We start from the raw sequence: 17880 nt of genomic DNA, 5'->3' as shown, positions 1-17880 counted from the left end.
TGCTCTTGTTCTTCAAGTGGGCCGAAGCCCTTGAGTTTTTCTACCACGATTCCCTCCTGGTAGATCAGTAGCGTCGGGGTGCCTGTCACATCAGGGTGCCTCGGCGTATGGGCGCAATCGAGTACCAAACTGACTAGCCAGGGATGCTTCCAAGCGGCCTGTTCGAATAAGGAGCCTGCTTGCGCACAGGCAGGGCAGTGCTCGGAAACAAACAGAATGAACACCGGGCGCGGGGTGTTCAGTACCCGATTGAACTCTTTGGCGCTGGAAATTCTGCGCGTGGCGACTCCCATGTCGATCCCCTTCCGGCTGTGTTGGTTTTTGCCAACGCTAAGCCGGTGGGGTACCACCGTCTACTGTCAACCTTCACAGGTGTGCGTCGATCCGTGGCGGTCAGTATGGGGGCGCAGTAACACCGTTGTGGGGCGTTGCGTAGCAACACCCGATGCTGGCGGCGCAAAGCCGTTAAGCGCTTCAATACCTATCTTACTGAACCCTAAAGAGTTTCCCGACCGCATATTTTTCCTCCCGTGGCTGTGGCACACTTTCTGCTGTCTATTCCGTTGTTACATACCAAGTTCCGGTATAGCGGAATACACAACCCCTGGAGTGCTTGTCATGCATCACCGACCTTCCGTATTCAAAGCGTGTGTTTTTCTTGTTGCCGCATCGGCTTCCTTCACAAGCATGGTGCAGGCGGCGGACAGCAAGCTGGATGATGTGCTCAAGCGCGGGCATCTGATCGTGGGTACAGGCAGTACCAATGCGCCGTGGCACTTCCAGGGAGCGGATGGCAAATTGCAGGGGTTTGATATCGACATCGGCCGCATGGTGGCCAAGGGTTTGTTCAATGACCCGAGCAAGGTCGAGTTTGTGGTGCAGTCATCTGATGCGCGCATTCCCAACCTGCTGACGGACAAGGTCGACATGAGCTGCCAGTTCATCACCGTCACCGCCAGTCGTGCGCAGCAGGTGGCTTTTACTTTGCCGTACTACCGCGAAGGTGTCGGCCTGCTGTTGCCCAACAACAGCAAGTACAAGGAAATCGAAGACCTTCAAGCCGCAGGCGATGACGTGACCGTGGCCGTGCTGCAAAACGTGTACGCCGAAGAGCTGGTGCACCAGGCACTGCCCAAAGCCAAGGTCGACCAGTACGACAGTGTTGACCTGATGTACCAGGCCGTGAACTCCGGTCGCGCCGACGCGGCTGCCACCGATCAGTCCTCGGTCAAATACCTGATGGTGCAGAACCCCGGTCGCTACCGCAGCCCCACTTACGCCTGGAGCCCGCAAACCTACGCGTGTGCGGTCAAGCGTGGCGACCAGGATTGGCTGAACTTCGTCAACACCGCGCTGCATGAAGCCATGACCGGTGTGGAATTTCCCACCTACAAGGCTTCTTTCAAGCAGTGGTTCGGCGTTGACCTGCCAGAACCGGCCATCGGTTTTCCCGTGGAATTCAAATGATCCGGAACAGCCGGGGCGTGCTTGAGCGCGCCTCACTCAGGTATTGCCGACCATGAACTATCAGTTGAATTTTGCCGCCGTCTGGCGTGATTTCGACACCTTGCTGGCGGGGCTCGGTCTGGGCCTGCAGTTGGCCCTGCTGTCGATTGCCATCGGCTGCGTGATCGGCCTGCTGATGGCGTTTGCCATGCTGTCCAGGCACCGCGCGTTGCGCATCCTCGCTTCGGTGTATGTGACGGCGGTGCGCAATACGCCGATCCTGGTGTTGATCCTGTTGATCTACTTCGCCTTACCGTCCCTGGGGATTCGCCTGGACAAAATCCCTTCGTTCATCGTCACCCTGTCGCTGTACGCCGGTGCCTACCTGACCGAAGTATTCCGCGCCGGGCTGTTGAATATTCCCAAGGGCTTGCGTGAAGCGGGGTTGGCGATCGGCCTTGGCGAATGGCGGATTCGCGCCTATATCACCGTGCCGGTGATGCTGCGCAACGTGCTGCCGGCGCTGTCGAACAACTTTATCTCGCTGTTCAAGGACACGTCCCTGGCCGCCGCGATCGCGGTGCCGGAGCTGACCTATTACGCCCGCAAGATCAACGTTGAAAGCTACCGGGTGATTGAAACCTGGCTGGTGACGACCGCGCTCTATGTGGCTGCCTGTTACCTGATTGCCATGCTGCTCCGTTACCTGGAGCAGCGTCTGGCGATCCGTCGTTAAGGAAGGGTTTGCATGTACGAATCCCCCAGTTGGCTGCATGAATTGTGGATCGCCCGCGAGACCCTGTGGGCCGGCTTCCAGGCCAGTGTGTCGGTCTCGGCACTGGCGATTATCTTCGGCACCCTGATCGGTATCGTCGCCGGGTTGATCCTGACCTACGGCAAGTTCTGGATGCGTGCACCGTTTCGTCTGTACGTCGATCTGATCCGAGGCACCCCGGTGTTCGTGCTGGTGTTGGCGTGTTTCTACATGCTCCCGGCCCTGGGCTGGAAAATCAGTGCATTCCAGGCCGGTGCGGTCGGGTTAACCCTGTTCTGTGGCTCCCACGTGTCGGAAATCGTGCGCGGTGCACTGCAAGCCATTCCCCGTGGGCAACTGGAAGCGGGCAAGGCCATTGGCCTGACGTTTTACCAGTCGTTGGGCTATGTGTTGTTGCCCCAGGCCCTGCGTCAGATCCTGCCGACCTGGGTCAATTCCTCTACCGAAATCGTCAAGGCGTCCACTTTGCTGTCGGTGATCGGCGTGGCCGAATTGCTGCTCAGCACCCAGCAGGTGATCGCCCGCACCTTCATGACCCTGGAGTTCTACCTGTTCGCCGGTTTCATGTTCTTTGTCATCAACTACGCCATCGAATTATTCGGGCGCTACATTGAAAAGCGGGTGGCCTTGCCATGAACCAAGCTCAAACCAAACCAGCGCTGCTGGACATTCGTGGCCTGCGTAAACAGTACGGCCAGGTGGAAGTGCTCAAGGGTGTCGATCTGTCGATGCAGCGCGGCAATGTGGTGACGTTGATCGGCTCCAGCGGCTCGGGCAAGACCACCTTGCTGCGTTGCGTGAACTTGCTTGAGGAGTTCCAGGGCGGGCAGATCACCCTGGACGGCGAGTCCATTGGCTACAGCGAGGTCGGCGGCAAGCGCGTACGGCACCCGGAGCGGGTGATTGCCCAGCACCGCGCCATGACCGGCATGGCGTTCCAGCAATTCAACCTGTTCCCGCATCTGACCGCGCTGCAAAACGTCACCCTTGGCTTGCTCAAGGTCAAGAAGATGGGCAAGGATGAAGCCGTGGCCCTGGCCGAAAAGTGGCTGGACCGCGTCGGCCTGCTGGAGCGGCGCAACCACTTTCCCGGCCAATTGTCTGGTGGTCAGCAACAGCGCGTGGCGATTGCCCGCGCCATTGCCATGAACCCCAGTCTGATGCTGTTCGACGAGGTCACATCGGCCCTCGATCCGGAGCTGGTAGGCGAAGTGCTCAGCGTGATCAAGGGGCTGGCGGAGGAGGGCATGACCATGTTGCTGGTCACCCACGAAATGCGCTTTGCCTATGAAGTCTCCGACCAGATCGTCTTCATGAACCAGGGCCGCATTGAAGAGCAGGGCACTGCGAAGGACATCTTCGAGCGGCCGCAGTCGCCGCGACTGGCGGAATTTTTAAAGAACATTCGTTTTTAACAAGGAGCAACTTTTATGAGCATTACTCGTTACGGTACCGGCAGCACCGCAGGTGGCGGCCAGCCACGCCCGTTCGCACGTGCGGTGGAGGCCGATGGCTGGCTGTATGTGTCGGGCCAGGTGCCGGCGGTGGATGGCGAAATCATCAGTGGCGGCATCGTCGAGCAAACCCGGCAGACCATGCGCAATGTGGTGGCGATCCTCGAAGAAGCCGGCTATGAGCTCAAGGATGTTGTGCGCGTGGGCGTGTGGCTGGAAGATCCACGGGACTTCTGGAGTTTCAACAAGGTCTTCGGCGAATACTTCACCCCCGAGCACGCCCCGGCGCGGGCTTGTGTGCAGGCCAATATGATGGTTGATTGCAAGGTTGAGATCGACTGCGTGGCCTACAAGAAAAAGGGCTGAATGCCCCCACTCTTGAGATCACTGAAGATCAATGTGGGAGCTGGCTTGCCTGCGATGACGTAGTGCCAGATAACACCTTTGTCACTGACCCACCGTCATCGCGGGCAAGCCCGCTCCCACAGGGGATCACCGTGCAGCAAACACCTTTGACCGGACCCATCACTGCCATGACCGAAGACACCATCAAACGCCGCGCCAAAGGCCTGGACCGTGCGTTCGATATCCTTGATTTTCTCAAGGAGATCGGCCAACCCCTGCGCCCGAATGACATTGCCAGCGGCATCGGCAGCCCCAAGTCCACGGTCTACGAATTGGTCGCGTCGCTGCTGGAGCGGCGCATTCTGGAAACCGTGGGCAAGGACGGTCACGTGTATCTGGGGCGCCAGCTGTATTTCCTCGGCCAGGCGCACCTGCGGCACTTCGACCTGACCCGCGAGGCCGATCACGCCCTGCAGGAAATCGTCAGCCAGACCCACGAAACCGCGCAGATGTGCCTGCTCAACGGGCGCAAGTACACGGTGGCGCTGATGCGCGAAGGCCAGCGGCATTTCCGTATTTCTTCGGATATCGGTGAAAACGCGCCGATCCCGTGGACCGCTTCCGGGCGTTTGTTGCTGGGGCATTTGAGCGACCAGCAGATCATCGAGCTGATCGACCCCGACGATTTCATCCTGCCGGACGGCCTGCGCCTGCCGCTCGATACCTTCCTGGCGCAGATCCGCCAGGCCACCGTCGATGGGTTCTTTTCCTTCGACAGTGTGGCCGACACCTTCACCCATTGCTTCGCCGCCCCGGTGCGGGACGCCCAGGGCATCAGCATTGCGACCCTGTGCATCGTTGCCCCGCGAGCCGATGCCAGCAAGCACTACCACGACTATCGCCGGGTGCTGATCGACAGCGCCAACAGCCTGGCCCGGCGCATCAACGAATAGGAGTTTTCCATGTCTGCCCTCAATGCCGTTGAAAAAGGTGCCGCCGCCGTCGGTGCCCATTTGGTCCGCGATGTCAGCCTGCCGGCGCTGGTGCTGCACCGTGACGCCCTGGAGCACAATATTCGCTGGATGCAGGACTTTGTCAGCCACAGCGGCGCCGAGCTGGCGCCCCACGGCAAGACCAGCATGATGCCTGCGCTGTTCGAGCGCCAGATCACCGCCGGTGCCTGGGGGATCACCCTGGCCAACGCCGTACAAACCCGCGCCGCCTATGCCGGTGGCGTGCGTCGTGTGCTGATGGCCAACCAATTGGTGGGTGCGCCGAACATGGCGCTGATCGCCGACCTGCTGGCCGATCAGGATTTCGACTTCCATTGCATGGTTGATCACCCGGACAACGTCGCGGATCTGGGCCTGTTCTTCGCCGCGCGCGGCCTGCGTCTGAACGTGATGATCGAATACGGCGTGGTCGGCGGCCGGTGTGGCTGTCGCAGCGAGCAAGAAGTGCGTGAACTGGCCCGGGCAATCAAGGCCCAACCGGCATTGACGTTGACCGGCATCGAAGGCTACGAAGGGGTGATCCACGGCGAGCACGCCATCAGCGGCATCCGTGACTTCGCTGCCAGCCTGGTGCGCCTGGCGGTGGACCTGCAAGACAGCGGCCTGTTCGACCTGCCCAAACCGATCATCACGGCGTCGGGCTCGGCCTGGTACGACCTGATCGCCGAGTCGTTCGAGGCGCAGAACGCTGCCGGTCGTTTCCTCAGTGTGTTGCGCCCAGGCAGCTACGTGGCCCACGACCATGGCATCTACAAAGACGCGCAATGCTGCGTGCTCGACCGACGCAGCGACCTCAACGAGGGCCTGCGCCCGGCGATGGAAGTCTGGGCGCACGTGCAGTCGCTGCCGGAGCCGGGGTTTGCGGTGGTTGCCCTGGGTAAGCGTGACGTGGCCTATGACGCCGGCTTGCCGGTGCCGCTCAAGCGCTACAAGGCCGGGATCGTCCCGGCGCAGGGTGATGATGTGAGCGCGTGCAAGGTCACCGCGGTGATGGACCAACATGCGTTCATGACCGTAGCGCCGGGGGTTGAGTTGCGCATTGGCGACATCATTTCGTTTGGCACGTCCCATCCCTGCCTGACCTTCGACAAATGGCAGGTGGGTTGCCTGGTGGATGAGCAGTTGCAGGTGGTCGAGTCGCTGCGTACCTGTTTCTAGACCGAGTCGCACCTATCGGGGGCAAGCCCCCTCCCACATTTGGAATGCATTCCCCTGTGGGAGGGGGCTTGCCCCCGATGAGGCCATCAGCCCCACCGAGACAGCAGCCATGACCACCCAACCCCGCATCGCCCTTATCGGCGAATGCATGATCGAACTGCAACACCGCGCCGACGGCAGCCTGCACCAGAGCTTCGGCGGCGACACCCTGAACACGGCGGTGTACTTGCGCCGTGAGCTGGGCGAGTGCGCCAGCGTCGACTACGTCACCGCCTTGGGCGATGACAGTTTCAGCGACGCCATGTGCCAGCAGTGGCAAACCGAGGGCCTTGGCCTGAGCATGGTCCAGCGCCTGCCCGGGCGTCTGCCGGGTTTGTACTGCATCCAGACCGACGCCAGTGGCGAGCGCAAGTTTCTTTACTGGCGCAACGAAGCGGCCGTGCGTGACTGCTTTACCACGCCTGCGGCCGAGCCGATCCTGGCAGTGTTACCGGATTATGACGTGGTGTATTTCAGCGGCATTACCCTGGCGGTGCTGGGCGAGGTTGGGCGCGAGCGCTTGCTGGACACCCTGGTCGAAACCCGCCGCCGAGGTGGCAAGGTGGTGTTCGATAACAATTACCGGCCACGGCTATGGGCCGATGTGCAAGCGGCCCGTGCGGCTTATCGCAAGGTGTTGGCCGAAGTGGATATAGCCTTGTTGACCGAGGATGACGAGCACGCGTTGTTTGGCTATGAGGACAGCGAGCAGGTGTTTGCGGCCTATCCATCGATTGCAGAAGTGGTGCTCAAGCGTGGCGCGGATGCGTGTTTGATTCGCTGTGCGGGAGAGCGTTTTGCGGTGCCGGCGTTGAAGGTGGAAAAGGTGGTGGACACTACGGCGGCGGGAGATTCGTTCAGTGCGGCGTATCTGGCCGGGCGGCTCAAAGGTGGCTCGCCGCAAGAGGCTGCATTGGCTGGGCATCGGCTGGCGAGTCGGGTGATTCAGCTGCCGGGGGCGCTGATACCGAGGTGAATGGCCGCCTGCGGCGGATCGGGAGCAAGCCCCCTCCCACATTAGACTGCATTCCTTCAGTTGGAACAGGGTCAACTGTGGGAGGGGGCTAAAAGGCAATCCCATCAATCCCGGTAAAACACCTGCACCAAGTGATAGCCAAACTTGCTCTTGATCGGCCCGTGCACCACCTTCACCGGCTTCTTGAAGATCACCGCATCAATCGCTCCCACCATCTGCCCGGGCCGCACTTCGCCCAGATCGCCGCCACGCTTGCCCGACGGGCAGGTGGAGTACTTCTTGGCCAGCACGTCAAAGGCTTCACCCTTGGCAATGCGCTGCTTGAGTTGTTCGGCTTCTTCGCTGGTTTTCACCAGGATATGACGGGCTTGGGCTTTCATTGATCTCTACCAGGTGTGCGACGGCGCGCGATTATGCCTGAACTCAGGCCTCGCCGCCGATCATGCTGCGGATTTTGGTGGCCAGCAGGTCGATCGAAAAGGGCTTGGCGACCATGTCCATGCCGTCTTCCAAAAAGCCCTGGCGCTCAGCGGCTTTCTCGGCATAACCGGTCATGAACAACACCCGCAGGCCGGGGCGATGCTGGCGCGCGATTTCCGCCAGTTGCCGGCCGTTCATGCCCGGCAGGCCGACGTCGGTCACCAGCAAATCCACGCGCAAATCCGACTCCAGCAGCGGCAGCGCGGCACGGGCGTCGGCCGCCTGGTGCGCGGTATAGCCCAGTTCATCGAGGACGTTGACCACCAACATGCGCACTGCGGGGTCGTCCTCGACCACCACCACGGCTTCACCGGCCAGGGCCACCGGGGCTTCGGTGAGGCTGACGGGCAGGTCGCTTTCCAGTGCGGTGCCGTGCAGGCGCGGTAGGTACAGGCGCACGCAGGTGCCCTGGCCCGGTTCGCTCTGGATCGTTACATGGCCACCGGACTGCTGGGCAAAGCCGTAAATCATCGACAGCCCAAGGCCGGTGCCTTGGCCGATAGGCTTGGTGGTGAAGAACGGGTCGAATGCCTTGGCGAGGATTTTCGGCGCCATGCCGCTGCCGTTGTCGCTCACGCCGAGCATTACGTAGTCGCCGGCCTTGACCGGCTCCAGGGTGGTGATGTCGGTGCCGTCCAGGTAGCTGTTGGCGGTTTCGATCAGCAACTCGCCGCCGTCGGGCATGGCGTCGCGGGCGTTGATCACCAGGTTGAGCAGGGCGTTTTCCAATTGGCTGGCGTCGGTGTTCACCGGCCAGATGTCCTTGCCCAGTTGCACCTTGAGCGCGATATGCGCGCCCTTGGTGCGCTGGAACAGATCTTCCAGGGATGCCACCAACTGGTTGGGATCGGTGGGGCGGCGGTCCAGCGACTGGCGCCGCGAAAACGCCAGCAGGCGGTGGGTGAGGGCGGCGGCGCGATGGGCCGAGGATACGGCGGCATCGGCAAAGCGGCCAATCTCATCGCTGCGCCCGGCGGCAATATAGCGCTGCATCAGGTCCAGGCTGCCGATGATGCCGGTGAGCATATTGTTGAAGTCATGGGCGATACCGCCGGTGAGCTGGCCCACCGCTTCCATCTTCTGCGCATGGCGCAGGGCGTCTTCGGCGCGTTCACGCTCGAACATCTCGTTCTGCAGGCGCTGGTTGGCCTCGGCCAGCGCCTGGGTACGCTGGGCCACACGCTCTTCGAGGTTCTCGTTGAGATGACGCAGGGCTTCCTCGGTGAGTTTGCGTTCGGTCTCGTCGATCACAAAAATGTAGAAGCCGTTCACCGAACCGTCATTGCTGAAGCGCGGCAGGTATTTCATCAACGCGTGGCGCGGGCGGCCGTCGCGATGGGGCGTGAGGGTCATGAAGCTGCACGCCTTGCCGTTCAGGGCCGCTTCGATCTTGTCTATTCGTCCGGCATACACCTCATCACCGAGCACTTCGCGGATGGTCTTGCCGTACAGCTCCTGGGGCGTCTTGCCGTACCAGTCGAGGTAGGCGCTGTTGTTCAGGCGAAAGCGCTGCTCATGGTCCACGTAGCCGATCAACACCGGCATGGCGTTGATGATCAGTTGCAGCTCGGTCTGGCTCTGGCGCAGCGCCTGTTCGGTGTGCTTGCGCTCGGTGAGGTCCAGCGCGGCACCGAGGAAGCGTGCGGGTCGGCCTTGTTGGTCCTTGTAGCAGCGGCCACGGGCAAACACCCAGCGCACTTGGTCGTCGGCTTGCAGCAGGCGGTACTCCTCGGCGTATTCAGTGCCGAAGGTGATGCAATGCTTGATGCTGCGCGTGACCATGCCACGGTCTTCGGGATGCACGCCGAGCAGATAGGCGCTGATGGGCAGCAGGCCGGCGTCACTCGGGTCGACACCGTGCAGGTAGGCGAAATGTGCATCGGCGATAAAGTGATCTTCACCGATGTCCCAGTCCCAGGTGCCCACGGCATCGGTCGCCGCCAGTGCCAGTTGCAGGCGCTGCTCGGTGTTGTGCTGGGCCTTGAGGCTCGCTTCGGAACGCTGCTGCAGTTCCAGGGTTTTGCTGCGCCGTTCATTGGTTTCGATGGCGGTGACCAGGATGCCTGCCACCTGGCCACTTTCGTCGCGCACCGGGCTGTAGGTCAGGTCGAGCCAGATTTCGGTGTCGCGACATTCGCGTTGCAAGACAAAACGCTGCTCGCTGAAGGTGCGCACCTGGCCGCCGAGCACCGCGTCGTATACCGGCGCAGCGAAGCTTTGCAGCTCCGGCCAGGTCTGGTGCGCAGGCTGGCCCAGGGCGCCAGGGTGCTTGTTGCCCACCAGGTGGGCAAAACCATCGTTATACAGTTGTATGAGTTGCGGGCCCCACAACAGCACCATCGGCATCGGCGAATGCACGACGATATCGACGGCGGTACGCAGGCTCTGCGGCCACTCGCTGGCCTCACCGAGGGGGCTTTGCGCCCAGTCCAGCCGCTTGATCAATGCAGCGGCCTCGCTACCGGTGGATGTTCCATTCATGAAAAAAAGCCCTGAACACGACGCTTTGAAAAATGACCACATCCATTGTCCCAAGGATCATCAATGGATGACTACCCCGGAAAAATAGCACGCATTGACGGCTTTTCTTCAAAACAGCGGTTCAGCGCTGAAACCTTTCATCTAAAAATCCAGTTCAGGGCGTCGGCGAAACTGCTCCAGTGCTTCGGGATTGGCGAGGGCATCGGTGTTCTTTACCGGCTCCCCATGTACCACGTTGCGCACCGCCAACTCCACGATCTTGCCGCTGATGGTGCGAGGGATATCCGTGACAGCGAGGATCTTGGCCGGTACGTGGCGCGGCGTAGTGTTGGCACGGATTACCTGGCGGATCTGCTGTTGCAGCGCCTCATCCAGCTCGACGCCGTCATTGAGGCGCACAAACAGCACCACACGCACATCGTCCTGCCAGCGTTGGCCGATGGCGAGGCTTTCCAGCACCTGTGGGACTTTTTCCACTTGGCGGTATATCTCGGCGGTGCCGATGCGTACGCCGCCAGGGTTGAGCACCGCGTCTGAGCGCCCATGAATCAGCAGGCTGCCATTGGCCCGCTGCTCGGCATAGTCACCCTGGGCCCATACGCCGGGGAACTGGCTGAAATAGGAGGCGCGCAGCTTGTGCTGGTTCGGGTCGTTCCACAGCCCAATGGGCATGGCCGGAAAGTGCCGGGTGCAAACCAGTTCGCCTTTTTCCCCGATCAGCGGCCGGCCCTGGTCGTCCCACACCTCGATGGCCATGGCCAGGCTCTTGCACTGCATTTCACCGCGTCGCACCGGCAGCACCGGGTTGCCGATCACGAAGCAGGAGACGATATCGGTGCCACCGGACATCGACGACAGGCACAGCTCGTTCTTGATCTCGCGGTAGACATAGTCGTAGCTCTGGGGTGACAGCGGCGAGCCGGTGGAAATCAGGCCCTTGAGGCTGCTCAGGTCGTGGCTCAGGCGTGGCCGCAACCCGGCTTTCTCCAGGGTAGCGAGGAATTTCGGGCTGGTGCCGAATACACTGATTTTTTCCGCATCGATCAAGTCGATCAAACGCTCGGGGCCGGGGTGGAACGGTGAGCCGTCATACAGCACCGCCGTGGCGCCTATCGCCAGCACCGACACCAGCCAGTTCCACATCATCCAGCCGCAGGTGGTGTAGTAGAACAGGCAGTCCTTGCGGCTCAGGTCGGCGTGCAGGCCGTGTTCCTTGAGGTGGGTGAGCAGCACGCCGCCGGTGCCATGGATAATGCATTTGGGGATGCCGGTGGTGCCGCTGGAATAGAGGATATACAGCGGATGATCGAACGGCACTGCGACAAATTCGGGCACGCCGCCGGCCTGATAGAAGTCGTCCCACAGCGTGACACGGGCTTGGCTCAGGTAATCGTCGACCTGTGCCTGAGGCCGGGCGTACGGCACGATGATCAGCTGTTGCAGGGAGGGCAGGCGCGCAAGGATTTCATTGAGCTTGGCGCTCTGGTCGATGTTTTTGCCTGCATAGCGGTAGCCGGCGCAGGTAATCAGCACTTTGGGTTCGATCTGGCCGAATCGATCGATGACGCCCTGGGTGCCGAAATCCGGCGAAGAGCATGACCAGATCGCGCCGAGGCTGGTAGTGGCAAGCATACCCACCAGGGTTTGCCAGGTGTTGGGCATGCACGCGGCCACCCGGTCACCCATGCCCACGCCTGCCGCGCGCAGGCTGCTTTGCAGGCCTGCGACGTGGGCGGCCAGCTCGGCGTAGGTCAGTTGTTCACGCAGTCCGTCTTCGCTGATAGCGACTACGGCAGGGTGATCGTCGCGGCGGCGCAACAGGTGTTCGGCAAAGTTCAGGGTGGCGCCGGGAAACCATTGGGCGCTGGGCATCTCGATGTCTTCGATCAGTGTGACGCTGGGCGGGCTGCGAAACTGCACGTCGAAGAACGCCACAATCGCCTGCCAGAAGTCCGGGCGCTGGTCGATGCTCCATTGGTGCAGGGCAGGGTAGTCGTGGAGGTGCAGGTCGTGGCGTTGGTTGATGAAGCGACGGAACTGGTCCATCCGTGTGTTGGCGATGCGTTCGGGCGAGGGTTGCCAGAGGATGTCGGACATAGCGAAATCTCTTGTTCTAGTATCGGTCTTCCAAACAATAGCGTTCCAATGTGGGAGGGGGCTTGCTCCCGATAGCGGTGGTTCAGTTACAAATGTCTACCCTGACACACTGCTATCGGGAGCAAGCCCCCTCCCACATTTTGATCTCCGGTGTCTGGGGGGTTATTGGGCCAGCCAGCCACCGTCGATATTCCACGCCGCACCGCGCACTTGGGCGCCAGCTTCGCTGCACAAAAACAGCACCAGCTCACCCAGCTGCGACGGCGTCACAAACTCCAGGGACGGCTGCTTTTCAGCCAGCAAATCCTGCTGCGCCTGTTGCGGGTCGATCCCACTGGCCACGCGATCATCAATCTGCTTCTGCACCAGCGGCGTCAGCACCCAGCCCGGGCAGATCGCATTGCAGGTCACATTGCTGGTGGCGGTTTCCAGGCCCACCACCTTGGTCAGGCCGATCACGCCATGCTTGGCCGCCACGTAGGCAGCCTTGCCCACTGAGCCGACCTGGCCGTGCACCGAGGCGATATTGACGATACGCCCCCAGCCCTTGGCCTTCATGCCCGGCAGGCTCAAACGTGTACTGTGGAACACCGAGGACAGGTTGATCGCGATAATCGAATCCCAGCGCTCCACCGGGAAGTCTTCCACCGCCGCCACATGCTGGATGCCGGCATTGTTGACCAGAATATCCACGCCACCGAACTCGCGCTCGGCGTAGGCGAGCATGTCGGCGATCTGCGCCGGGTCGCTGACATCCGCCGGGTGATGCCCGACCTTGCCACCAAACACCTGCACCTGGGCGATCACCGCGCTGGCGTCGCCAAAGCCGTTGAGAATCAGGTTGGCGCCGGCCTTGGCCAGGCTCAATGCTATCCCTAAGCCGATGCCGCTGGTGGAGCCGGTGACCAAGGCGGTCTTGCCATTCAAAGTCGTCATGAAAACCTCACACAATGCCGGTGGCATAGAAAGTACCGATCACCACGAACACCGCGAGGGTCTTGATAATCGTGATGCCGAAAATGTCCTTGTAGGCTTCGCGGTGGGTCAAGCCGGTGACCGCCAGCAGCGTGATCACCGCGCCGTTGTGGGGCAGGGTGTCCATGCCGCCGCTGGCCATGGCCGCGACCCGGTGCAGCACTTCAAGAGGGATATTGGCCGCATGGGCCGCTGAAATAAAGCTCTCGGACATCGCCGCCAGGGCAATGCTCATGCCGCCGGAAGCCGAGCCGGTGATGCCCGCCAGCAGGGTCACGGTAATTGCTTCGTTGACCAGCGGGTTGGGGATGCCCTTGAGCCAGTCCGCCAGTACCAGAAAGCCTGGCAGCGAGGCGATTACTGCGCCAAAGCCGTATTCCGAGGCGGTGTTCATTGCCGCCAGCAGCGCGCCGCTGACCGCACTTTTACTGCCTTCGGCCAGCTTGCTTTTGATCGCGGAGAAGCCGAACACCAGTACCACGATAATCCCCACCAGCAACGCCGCCTGCACCGCCCAGATCGCGGTGAGCTTGGCGATTTCGGTGGTCACCGGTGCGCTCATGCCTGGCAGGCTGAGGCTGTGGGTCTTGCCGTACCACTGCGGGATCCAGTGGGTAAACAGCAGGTTCATTACCCCGACCAGAATCAACGGCGACAGCGCGATCCAGGGATTGGGCAGGCTGAGGTTCTCGGCGGTTTCCGGCTCGTTACGCAACTCGGTGCCATAACCTTCCCCGGCCCGCTGGGCCTTGTTGCGCTGGCGGGCCAGGTAGAGCATACCGGTGCAAAACACGAAGATCGTGCCGATCAGCCCCAGCCACGGCGCCGCCCAGGCAGTGGTGTTGAAGAAGGTACTGGGGATGATGTTCTGGATCTGCGGCGTGCCGGGCAGGGCGTCCATGGTGAACGAGAACGCGCCGAGGGCGATGGTTGCCGGGATCAGGCGCTTGGGGATATTGCTCTGGCGAAACATCTCCGCCGCGAACGGGTAAACCGCAAACACCACCACGAACAGCGACACGCCGCCGTAGGTGAGCAGGGCGCAGACCAGCACGATAACCAGCATCGCCTGGCGTGTGCCCAGCAAGCGGATCGCAGCCGCCACGATCGAGCGCGAGAAACCCGACAACTCGATCAGCTTGCCGAACACTGCGCCGAGCAGGAACACCGGGAAATACAGCTTGATAAAACCGACCATCTTTTCCATGAACACCCCGGTAAAGGCGGGGGCGACGGCTGATGGGTCGGTGAGCAGCACCGCGCCGAGGGCGGCGATGGGGGCGAACAGGATAACGCTATAGCCACGGTACGCAGCCAGCATCAGCAGCGCGAGCGCGGCCAGGGCAATGATCACACTCATGGTGTGTCTCCATCGGATTGTTATTGTTGTGGGGTGAAGCGGTGGGAGGGCTATAGCTAGATGTGTGCCATGTTATTAACTATTTGAAAAACAACAATATTTTCAGAATTTTCAACAGCGCTTTGAAATTTTATCTCTATTTTGAGACAAGCAAATACCTAATGTGGGAGGGGGCTTGCTTCCGAGAGCAGTGGGTCAGGTACAGATGCTCAGCCTGACAGGCTGCCATCGGGAGCAAGCCCCTCTCACAATGGATTGTCTTTGTATTGAGAATTGGGTCTCAATATGGAGACTGAGTTAGCCCCAGCGCCACCATTTTCTTGTACAGCGTCGACCGTCCAAGCCCCAACTGCCTGGCGGCCTCTACCACATTCCCGGTACACGCCTGCAACGCCGCCCCAATCACCTGCCGATCAAACCGCTCCCGCGCCGCCGCAAAGGTTTCACCCTCGATCGCGTCCACCGGGCCACGGACTACTGGGCTGAACGTACCAATCGCTGCACGAACCTGCGCGGCATTCAACATCAGGTCATCACTGAGCAACGCCGCCCGCTCCAGCACATTGCGCAGTTCACGGATATTGCCCGGCCATGCATGTTGTGCGAGCAACACCAGCGCCTCAGGGTCCAGTTCGTGCTGGCTGCGCAGCTCTTCGAGGATCGCCTCGCTCAGCGCTGGAATATCCTCCAGCCGTTCACGCAACGGCGGTACCTGGATCGGCAGTACGTTGAGGCGGTAATACAAATCCGCACGAAACTCGCCACGTTTGATCGCTGCCTCCAGGTCCATGGATGTCGCGGCAATCACCCGCACATCGCTGTGCAGCATCTCGTTGGAGCCCACCGGTTCGAATTCTTTTTCCTGCAACACCCGCAGCAATTTGCTTTGCAGCGGCAGCGGCATGTCGCCAATTTCGTCGAGAAACAGCGTGCCGCCCTGGGCGATCTGGAACTTGCCGGGGCGACCCTTGCGGTCGGCGCCGGTAAATGCACCGGGTGCGGTGCCGAAGAACTCTGCTTCGAGCAGATCGTGGGGAATCGCGGCGCTGTTGATGCTCACGAAGGCTTTGTGCGCCCGCGGTGACGCACCGTGGATAGCCTGGGCGAGCAGTTCCTTGCCGGTGCCGGTTTCCCCCAGCAGCAACACTGGCGACTCGGCACTCGCACTGCGCCGCGCCCGGCGCTTGACCTCCAGGCTGGCAGCGCTGGTGCCGATAAAATGCGCGAAGTTGTATTTGCTTTGCCGCGAGCGCAGCAGCGAGCGCGTCGAGGCCAGCTCTTGCTGCATGCTCAGGTAGCGCTCGATCAGCGGTGACAGGTTGCGCAACTCATCGAACAGCGCAAAGCCAATCGCGCCGATCACCGCTCCGGCATCATCGTGGATTGGCAGGCGCATCACCACCAGCGGGCCCTTGGGGGTGTCCTGGATATCCAGCAGTATCGGCCGGTCGTTGTGCACCACCTGGCGCAACAGGCTATTGGAAATCACCTGCTCGCAGGGCTGGCCGATGGCCTCATCGGCGCTGTGCAGGCCGAAACGCCTGGCGTAGCGCTCGTTCATCCACACGATGTTCGCGTCGCGGTCGACGATGACCGTGCCTTCGCTGGACTGCTCGATGATCTCGAACAACGACTGAATGGCCAGGCCGCGAACGTGTTGATAATCCTTGAGGCTGGTACTCATGGAGGCAGAATCCTGTTGATCATCACAAAGGGATGTGCGCTGCAGCCAGCAGTTCTTTGGTATAGGGGTGCTGGGGCGAATCAAACACATCATGACTGGCACCGCGCTCCACTACCTTGCCATCCTTGACCACGATCATGTCATGGGCCATGGCGCGCACCACGGCCAGGTCATGGCTGATAAACAGGTAAGTCAGGCCATATTTGTCCTGCAGTTCACGCAGCAACGCCACCACTTGTTTCTGCACCGTACGGTCCAGGGCCGAGGTGGGTTCGTCGAGCAGCATCAGCGCCGGTTTGAGCACCAGGGCGCGGGCGATGGCGATGCGTTGGCGCTGGCCACCGGAAAACTCATGGGGGTAGCGATGCCGGCTGGCGGGGTCGAGGCCCACGTCCTTGAGCACCTGGATCACCTGGGCATCGCGCTCGGCCAGGCTGCATGGCGCATGCACTTCCAGGCCTTCGCTGATGATCTGCTCGACCGACATGCGCGGGCTGAGGCTGCCATAGGGGTCCTGGAACACCACCTGCATCTGCTTGCGCCACGGGCGCATCTGCTGATGGTTGAGCGGGTCGAGGGCCTCACCCTGGAAGCGGATGCTGCCGGTGGAGTCAAGCAAACGCAGGATCGCCTGGCCCAACGTCGATTTGCCTGAGCCGGACTCACCGACAATCCCCAGGGTCTTGCCGCGCTGCACGCTGAGGCTGATGCCGTCGACCGCACGCAGCCAGGTCTTGCGCCGAAACAACCCGCCGCCCAAGGGGAAATCGACGTTGAGGTTGTCTACTTGCAACACCGTCTCGCGCGCATCGCTGCACAGCGCATCGCCCGTGGGCTCGGCGTCCAGCAGCAGGCGGCTGTAAGGGTGCTGTGGGGCCGTGAACAAGGTCTGGCAGTCAGCCTGCTCGACAATTTCCCCGGCGCGCATCACGCAGACCCGCTGGGCGATACTGCGCACCAGGTTAAGGTCATGGCTGATCAGCAGCAGCGACATGCCCAGGCGTTGCTGCAAAGACTTGAGCAGCAGCAGGATCTTGCGCTGCACGGTCACGTCCAGCGCGGTGGTGGGCTCGTCGGCAATCAGCAACTCCGGCTCGCAGGCCAGGGCCATGGCGATCATCACCCGCTGGCGCTGGCCGCCGGACAACTGATGCGGGTAGGCCTTGAGCCGTTCCTGGGGTTTCTGGATACCCACCAGCTCCAGCAGTTCGAGAATCCGCGCCCGCGCCTGCTTGCCGCCCAGGCCCTTGTGCAGCAGCAAGGTTTCGCCGATTTGCTTTTCGATGCTGTGCAACGGGTTCAGGGACGTCATCGGCTCCTGGAAGATCATCGCAATTCGGTTACCGCGCAGTTTTTGCAGGGTAGACGGCGCTGCACCGATCAACTCCTGGCCACGATACTTGATCGAGCCCGTGGTTTCGGTACCGGCTTGCGGCAGCAGTTGCAGGATTGAATGGGCGGTCACTGACTTGCCCGAGCCCGACTCACCCACCAGCGCCAGGCACTCGCCGGGGCGCACATCCAGGCTCAGATTGCGTACCACGGTCTGGCCGCTGAACGCGACGCACAGGTCGCGGATTTCGATCAGGTTCATAGG

At 61.4% G+C, this 17880-nt stretch carries 15 protein-coding genes and 1 pseudogene; 8 read left to right on the top strand and 8 right to left on the bottom strand.

Going from position 1 to position 17880, the window contains the following annotated elements; all coding sequences use genetic code 11:
* Positions 1 to 20: 20 nt before the first annotated feature.
* Positions 21 to 293 (bottom strand): annotated as a pseudogene (locus TK42_RS12850) (thioredoxin family protein); the annotation flags it as partial.
* 325 nt (positions 294 to 618) lie between these two features.
* Here TK42_RS12850 and TK42_RS12845 point away from each other — a divergent pair.
* The 8 genes from TK42_RS12845 (at position 619) to TK42_RS12810 (ending at position 7206) form a co-directional block, all read left to right on the top strand.
* Positions 619 to 1467, top strand: coding sequence for a transporter substrate-binding domain-containing protein (locus TK42_RS12845; protein ID WP_005788838.1), 849 nt, complete (start codon positions 619 to 621; stop codon positions 1465 to 1467).
* 52 nt (positions 1468 to 1519) lie between these two features.
* The gene (locus TK42_RS12840) at positions 1520 to 2182 is read left to right on the top strand and encodes an amino acid ABC transporter permease (protein WP_103734358.1); all 663 of its coding nucleotides are present in this window, start codon (positions 1520 to 1522) and stop codon (positions 2180 to 2182) included.
* Between the two features lie 12 nt (positions 2183 to 2194).
* Positions 2195 to 2857, top strand: a complete 663-nt coding sequence (locus TK42_RS12835) for an amino acid ABC transporter permease (RefSeq protein WP_032876082.1) — start codon at positions 2195 to 2197, stop codon at positions 2855 to 2857.
* The gene (locus TK42_RS12830) at positions 2854 to 3636 is read left to right on the top strand and encodes an amino acid ABC transporter ATP-binding protein (RefSeq protein WP_103734357.1); all 783 of its coding nucleotides are present in this window, start codon (positions 2854 to 2856) and stop codon (positions 3634 to 3636) included. Before TK42_RS12835 ends, TK42_RS12830 begins: the two co-directional genes overlap by 4 nt.
* Positions 3637 to 3651: 15 nt before the next feature.
* A complete protein-coding gene (locus TK42_RS12825) occupies positions 3652 to 4041 on the top strand; it encodes a RidA family protein (RefSeq protein ID WP_005788829.1) in 390 nt (129 codons plus the stop codon).
* Positions 4042 to 4208: 167 nt separating this feature from the next.
* The gene (locus TK42_RS12820; protein WP_032876076.1) at positions 4209 to 4973 is read left to right on the top strand and encodes an IclR family transcriptional regulator; all 765 of its coding nucleotides are present in this window, start codon (positions 4209 to 4211) and stop codon (positions 4971 to 4973) included.
* A gap of 9 nt (positions 4974 to 4982) precedes the next feature.
* A complete protein-coding gene (locus TK42_RS12815; RefSeq protein WP_103734356.1) occupies positions 4983 to 6191 on the top strand; it encodes an amino acid deaminase in 1209 nt (402 codons plus the stop codon).
* A gap of 109 nt (positions 6192 to 6300) precedes the next feature.
* Positions 6301 to 7206, top strand: coding sequence for a sugar kinase (locus tag TK42_RS12810; protein ID WP_103734355.1), 906 nt, complete (start codon positions 6301 to 6303; stop codon positions 7204 to 7206).
* A gap of 104 nt (positions 7207 to 7310) precedes the next feature.
* Here the strand turns inward: TK42_RS12810 and TK42_RS12805 are convergent, their stop codons facing one another.
* The 7 genes from TK42_RS12805 to TK42_RS12775 all read right to left on the bottom strand — a co-directional run bounded on the left by TK42_RS12805 (position 7311) and on the right by TK42_RS12775 (position 17877).
* Positions 7311 to 7586: a peptidylprolyl isomerase gene (locus TK42_RS12805; RefSeq protein ID WP_003174397.1), complete on the bottom strand. Its 276-nt coding sequence runs from the start codon at positions 7584 to 7586 to the stop codon at positions 7311 to 7313.
* A 43-nt stretch (positions 7587 to 7629) separates the two neighbouring features.
* Positions 7630 to 10167, bottom strand: coding sequence for a PAS domain-containing protein (locus TK42_RS12800; protein WP_103734354.1), 2538 nt, complete (start codon positions 10165 to 10167; stop codon positions 7630 to 7632).
* Positions 10168 to 10308: 141 nt separating this feature from the next.
* Positions 10309 to 12264 carry an acetoacetate--CoA ligase gene (locus TK42_RS12795; protein WP_103734353.1) on the bottom strand — a complete coding sequence of 652 codons (1956 nt, stop codon included), beginning with the start codon at positions 12262 to 12264 and terminating at the stop codon, positions 10309 to 10311.
* A gap of 162 nt (positions 12265 to 12426) precedes the next feature.
* Positions 12427 to 13200 carry a 3-hydroxybutyrate dehydrogenase gene (locus tag TK42_RS12790; RefSeq protein WP_103734352.1) on the bottom strand — a complete coding sequence of 258 codons (774 nt, stop codon included), beginning with the start codon at positions 13198 to 13200 and terminating at the stop codon, positions 12427 to 12429.
* Positions 13201 to 13207: 7 nt separating this feature from the next.
* Positions 13208 to 14599 (bottom strand): GntP family permease, encoded by a 1392-nt coding sequence (locus TK42_RS12785; RefSeq protein ID WP_005788811.1) that lies wholly within the window; start codon positions 14597 to 14599, stop codon positions 13208 to 13210.
* Between the two features lie 280 nt (positions 14600 to 14879).
* The gene (locus TK42_RS12780) at positions 14880 to 16283 is read right to left on the bottom strand and encodes a sigma-54-dependent Fis family transcriptional regulator (RefSeq protein ID WP_103734351.1); all 1404 of its coding nucleotides are present in this window, start codon (positions 16281 to 16283) and stop codon (positions 14880 to 14882) included.
* A 22-nt stretch (positions 16284 to 16305) separates the two neighbouring features.
* Positions 16306 to 17877, bottom strand: coding sequence for an ABC transporter ATP-binding protein (locus TK42_RS12775; protein ID WP_103734350.1), 1572 nt, complete (start codon positions 17875 to 17877; stop codon positions 16306 to 16308).
* Positions 17878 to 17880 lie beyond the last annotated feature (3 nt).

This window comes from Pseudomonas sp. GZJR-8, assembly GCF_002916705.1.
Classification (GTDB): domain Bacteria; phylum Pseudomonadota; class Gammaproteobacteria; order Pseudomonadales; family Pseudomonadaceae; genus Aquipseudomonas; species Aquipseudomonas synxantha_A.
Note: the sequence above shows the minus strand (reverse complement) of the source record. Positions and strands in the feature narration are given on the sequence as shown.

Bases quoted from the DNA above. Each gene is read 5' to 3' on its own strand.
- TK42_RS12845 (WP_005788838.1), top strand. From the start codon at position 619: ATGCATCACCGACCTTCCGTATTCAAAGCGTGTGTTTTTCTTGTTGCC.
- TK42_RS12840 (WP_103734358.1), top strand. From the start codon at position 1,520: ATGAACTATCAGTTGAATTTTGCCGCCGTCTGGCGTGATTTCGACACC.
- TK42_RS12835 (WP_032876082.1), top strand. From the start codon at position 2,195: ATGTACGAATCCCCCAGTTGGCTGCATGAATTGTGGATCGCCCGCGAG.
- TK42_RS12830 (WP_103734357.1), top strand. From the start codon at position 2,854: ATGAACCAAGCTCAAACCAAACCAGCGCTGCTGGACATTCGTGGCCTG.
- TK42_RS12825 (WP_005788829.1), top strand. From the start codon at position 3,652: ATGAGCATTACTCGTTACGGTACCGGCAGCACCGCAGGTGGCGGCCAG.
- TK42_RS12820 (WP_032876076.1), top strand. From the start codon at position 4,209: ATGACCGAAGACACCATCAAACGCCGCGCCAAAGGCCTGGACCGTGCG.
- TK42_RS12815 (WP_103734356.1), top strand. From the start codon at position 4,983: ATGTCTGCCCTCAATGCCGTTGAAAAAGGTGCCGCCGCCGTCGGTGCC.
- TK42_RS12810 (WP_103734355.1), top strand. From the start codon at position 6,301: ATGACCACCCAACCCCGCATCGCCCTTATCGGCGAATGCATGATCGAA.
- TK42_RS12805 (WP_003174397.1), bottom strand. From the start codon at position 7,586: ATGAAAGCCCAAGCCCGTCATATCCTGGTGAAAACCAGCGAAGAAGCC.
- TK42_RS12800 (WP_103734354.1), bottom strand. From the start codon at position 10,167: ATGAATGGAACATCCACCGGTAGCGAGGCCGCTGCATTGATCAAGCGG.
- TK42_RS12795 (WP_103734353.1), bottom strand. From the start codon at position 12,264: ATGTCCGACATCCTCTGGCAACCCTCGCCCGAACGCATCGCCAACACA.
- TK42_RS12790 (WP_103734352.1), bottom strand. From the start codon at position 13,200: ATGACGACTTTGAATGGCAAGACCGCCTTGGTCACCGGCTCCACCAGC.
- TK42_RS12785 (WP_005788811.1), bottom strand. From the start codon at position 14,599: ATGAGTGTGATCATTGCCCTGGCCGCGCTCGCGCTGCTGATGCTGGCT.
- TK42_RS12780 (WP_103734351.1), bottom strand. From the start codon at position 16,283: ATGAGTACCAGCCTCAAGGATTATCAACACGTTCGCGGCCTGGCCATT.
- TK42_RS12775 (WP_103734350.1), bottom strand. From the start codon at position 17,877: ATGAACCTGATCGAAATCCGCGACCTGTGCGTCGCGTTCAGCGGCCAG.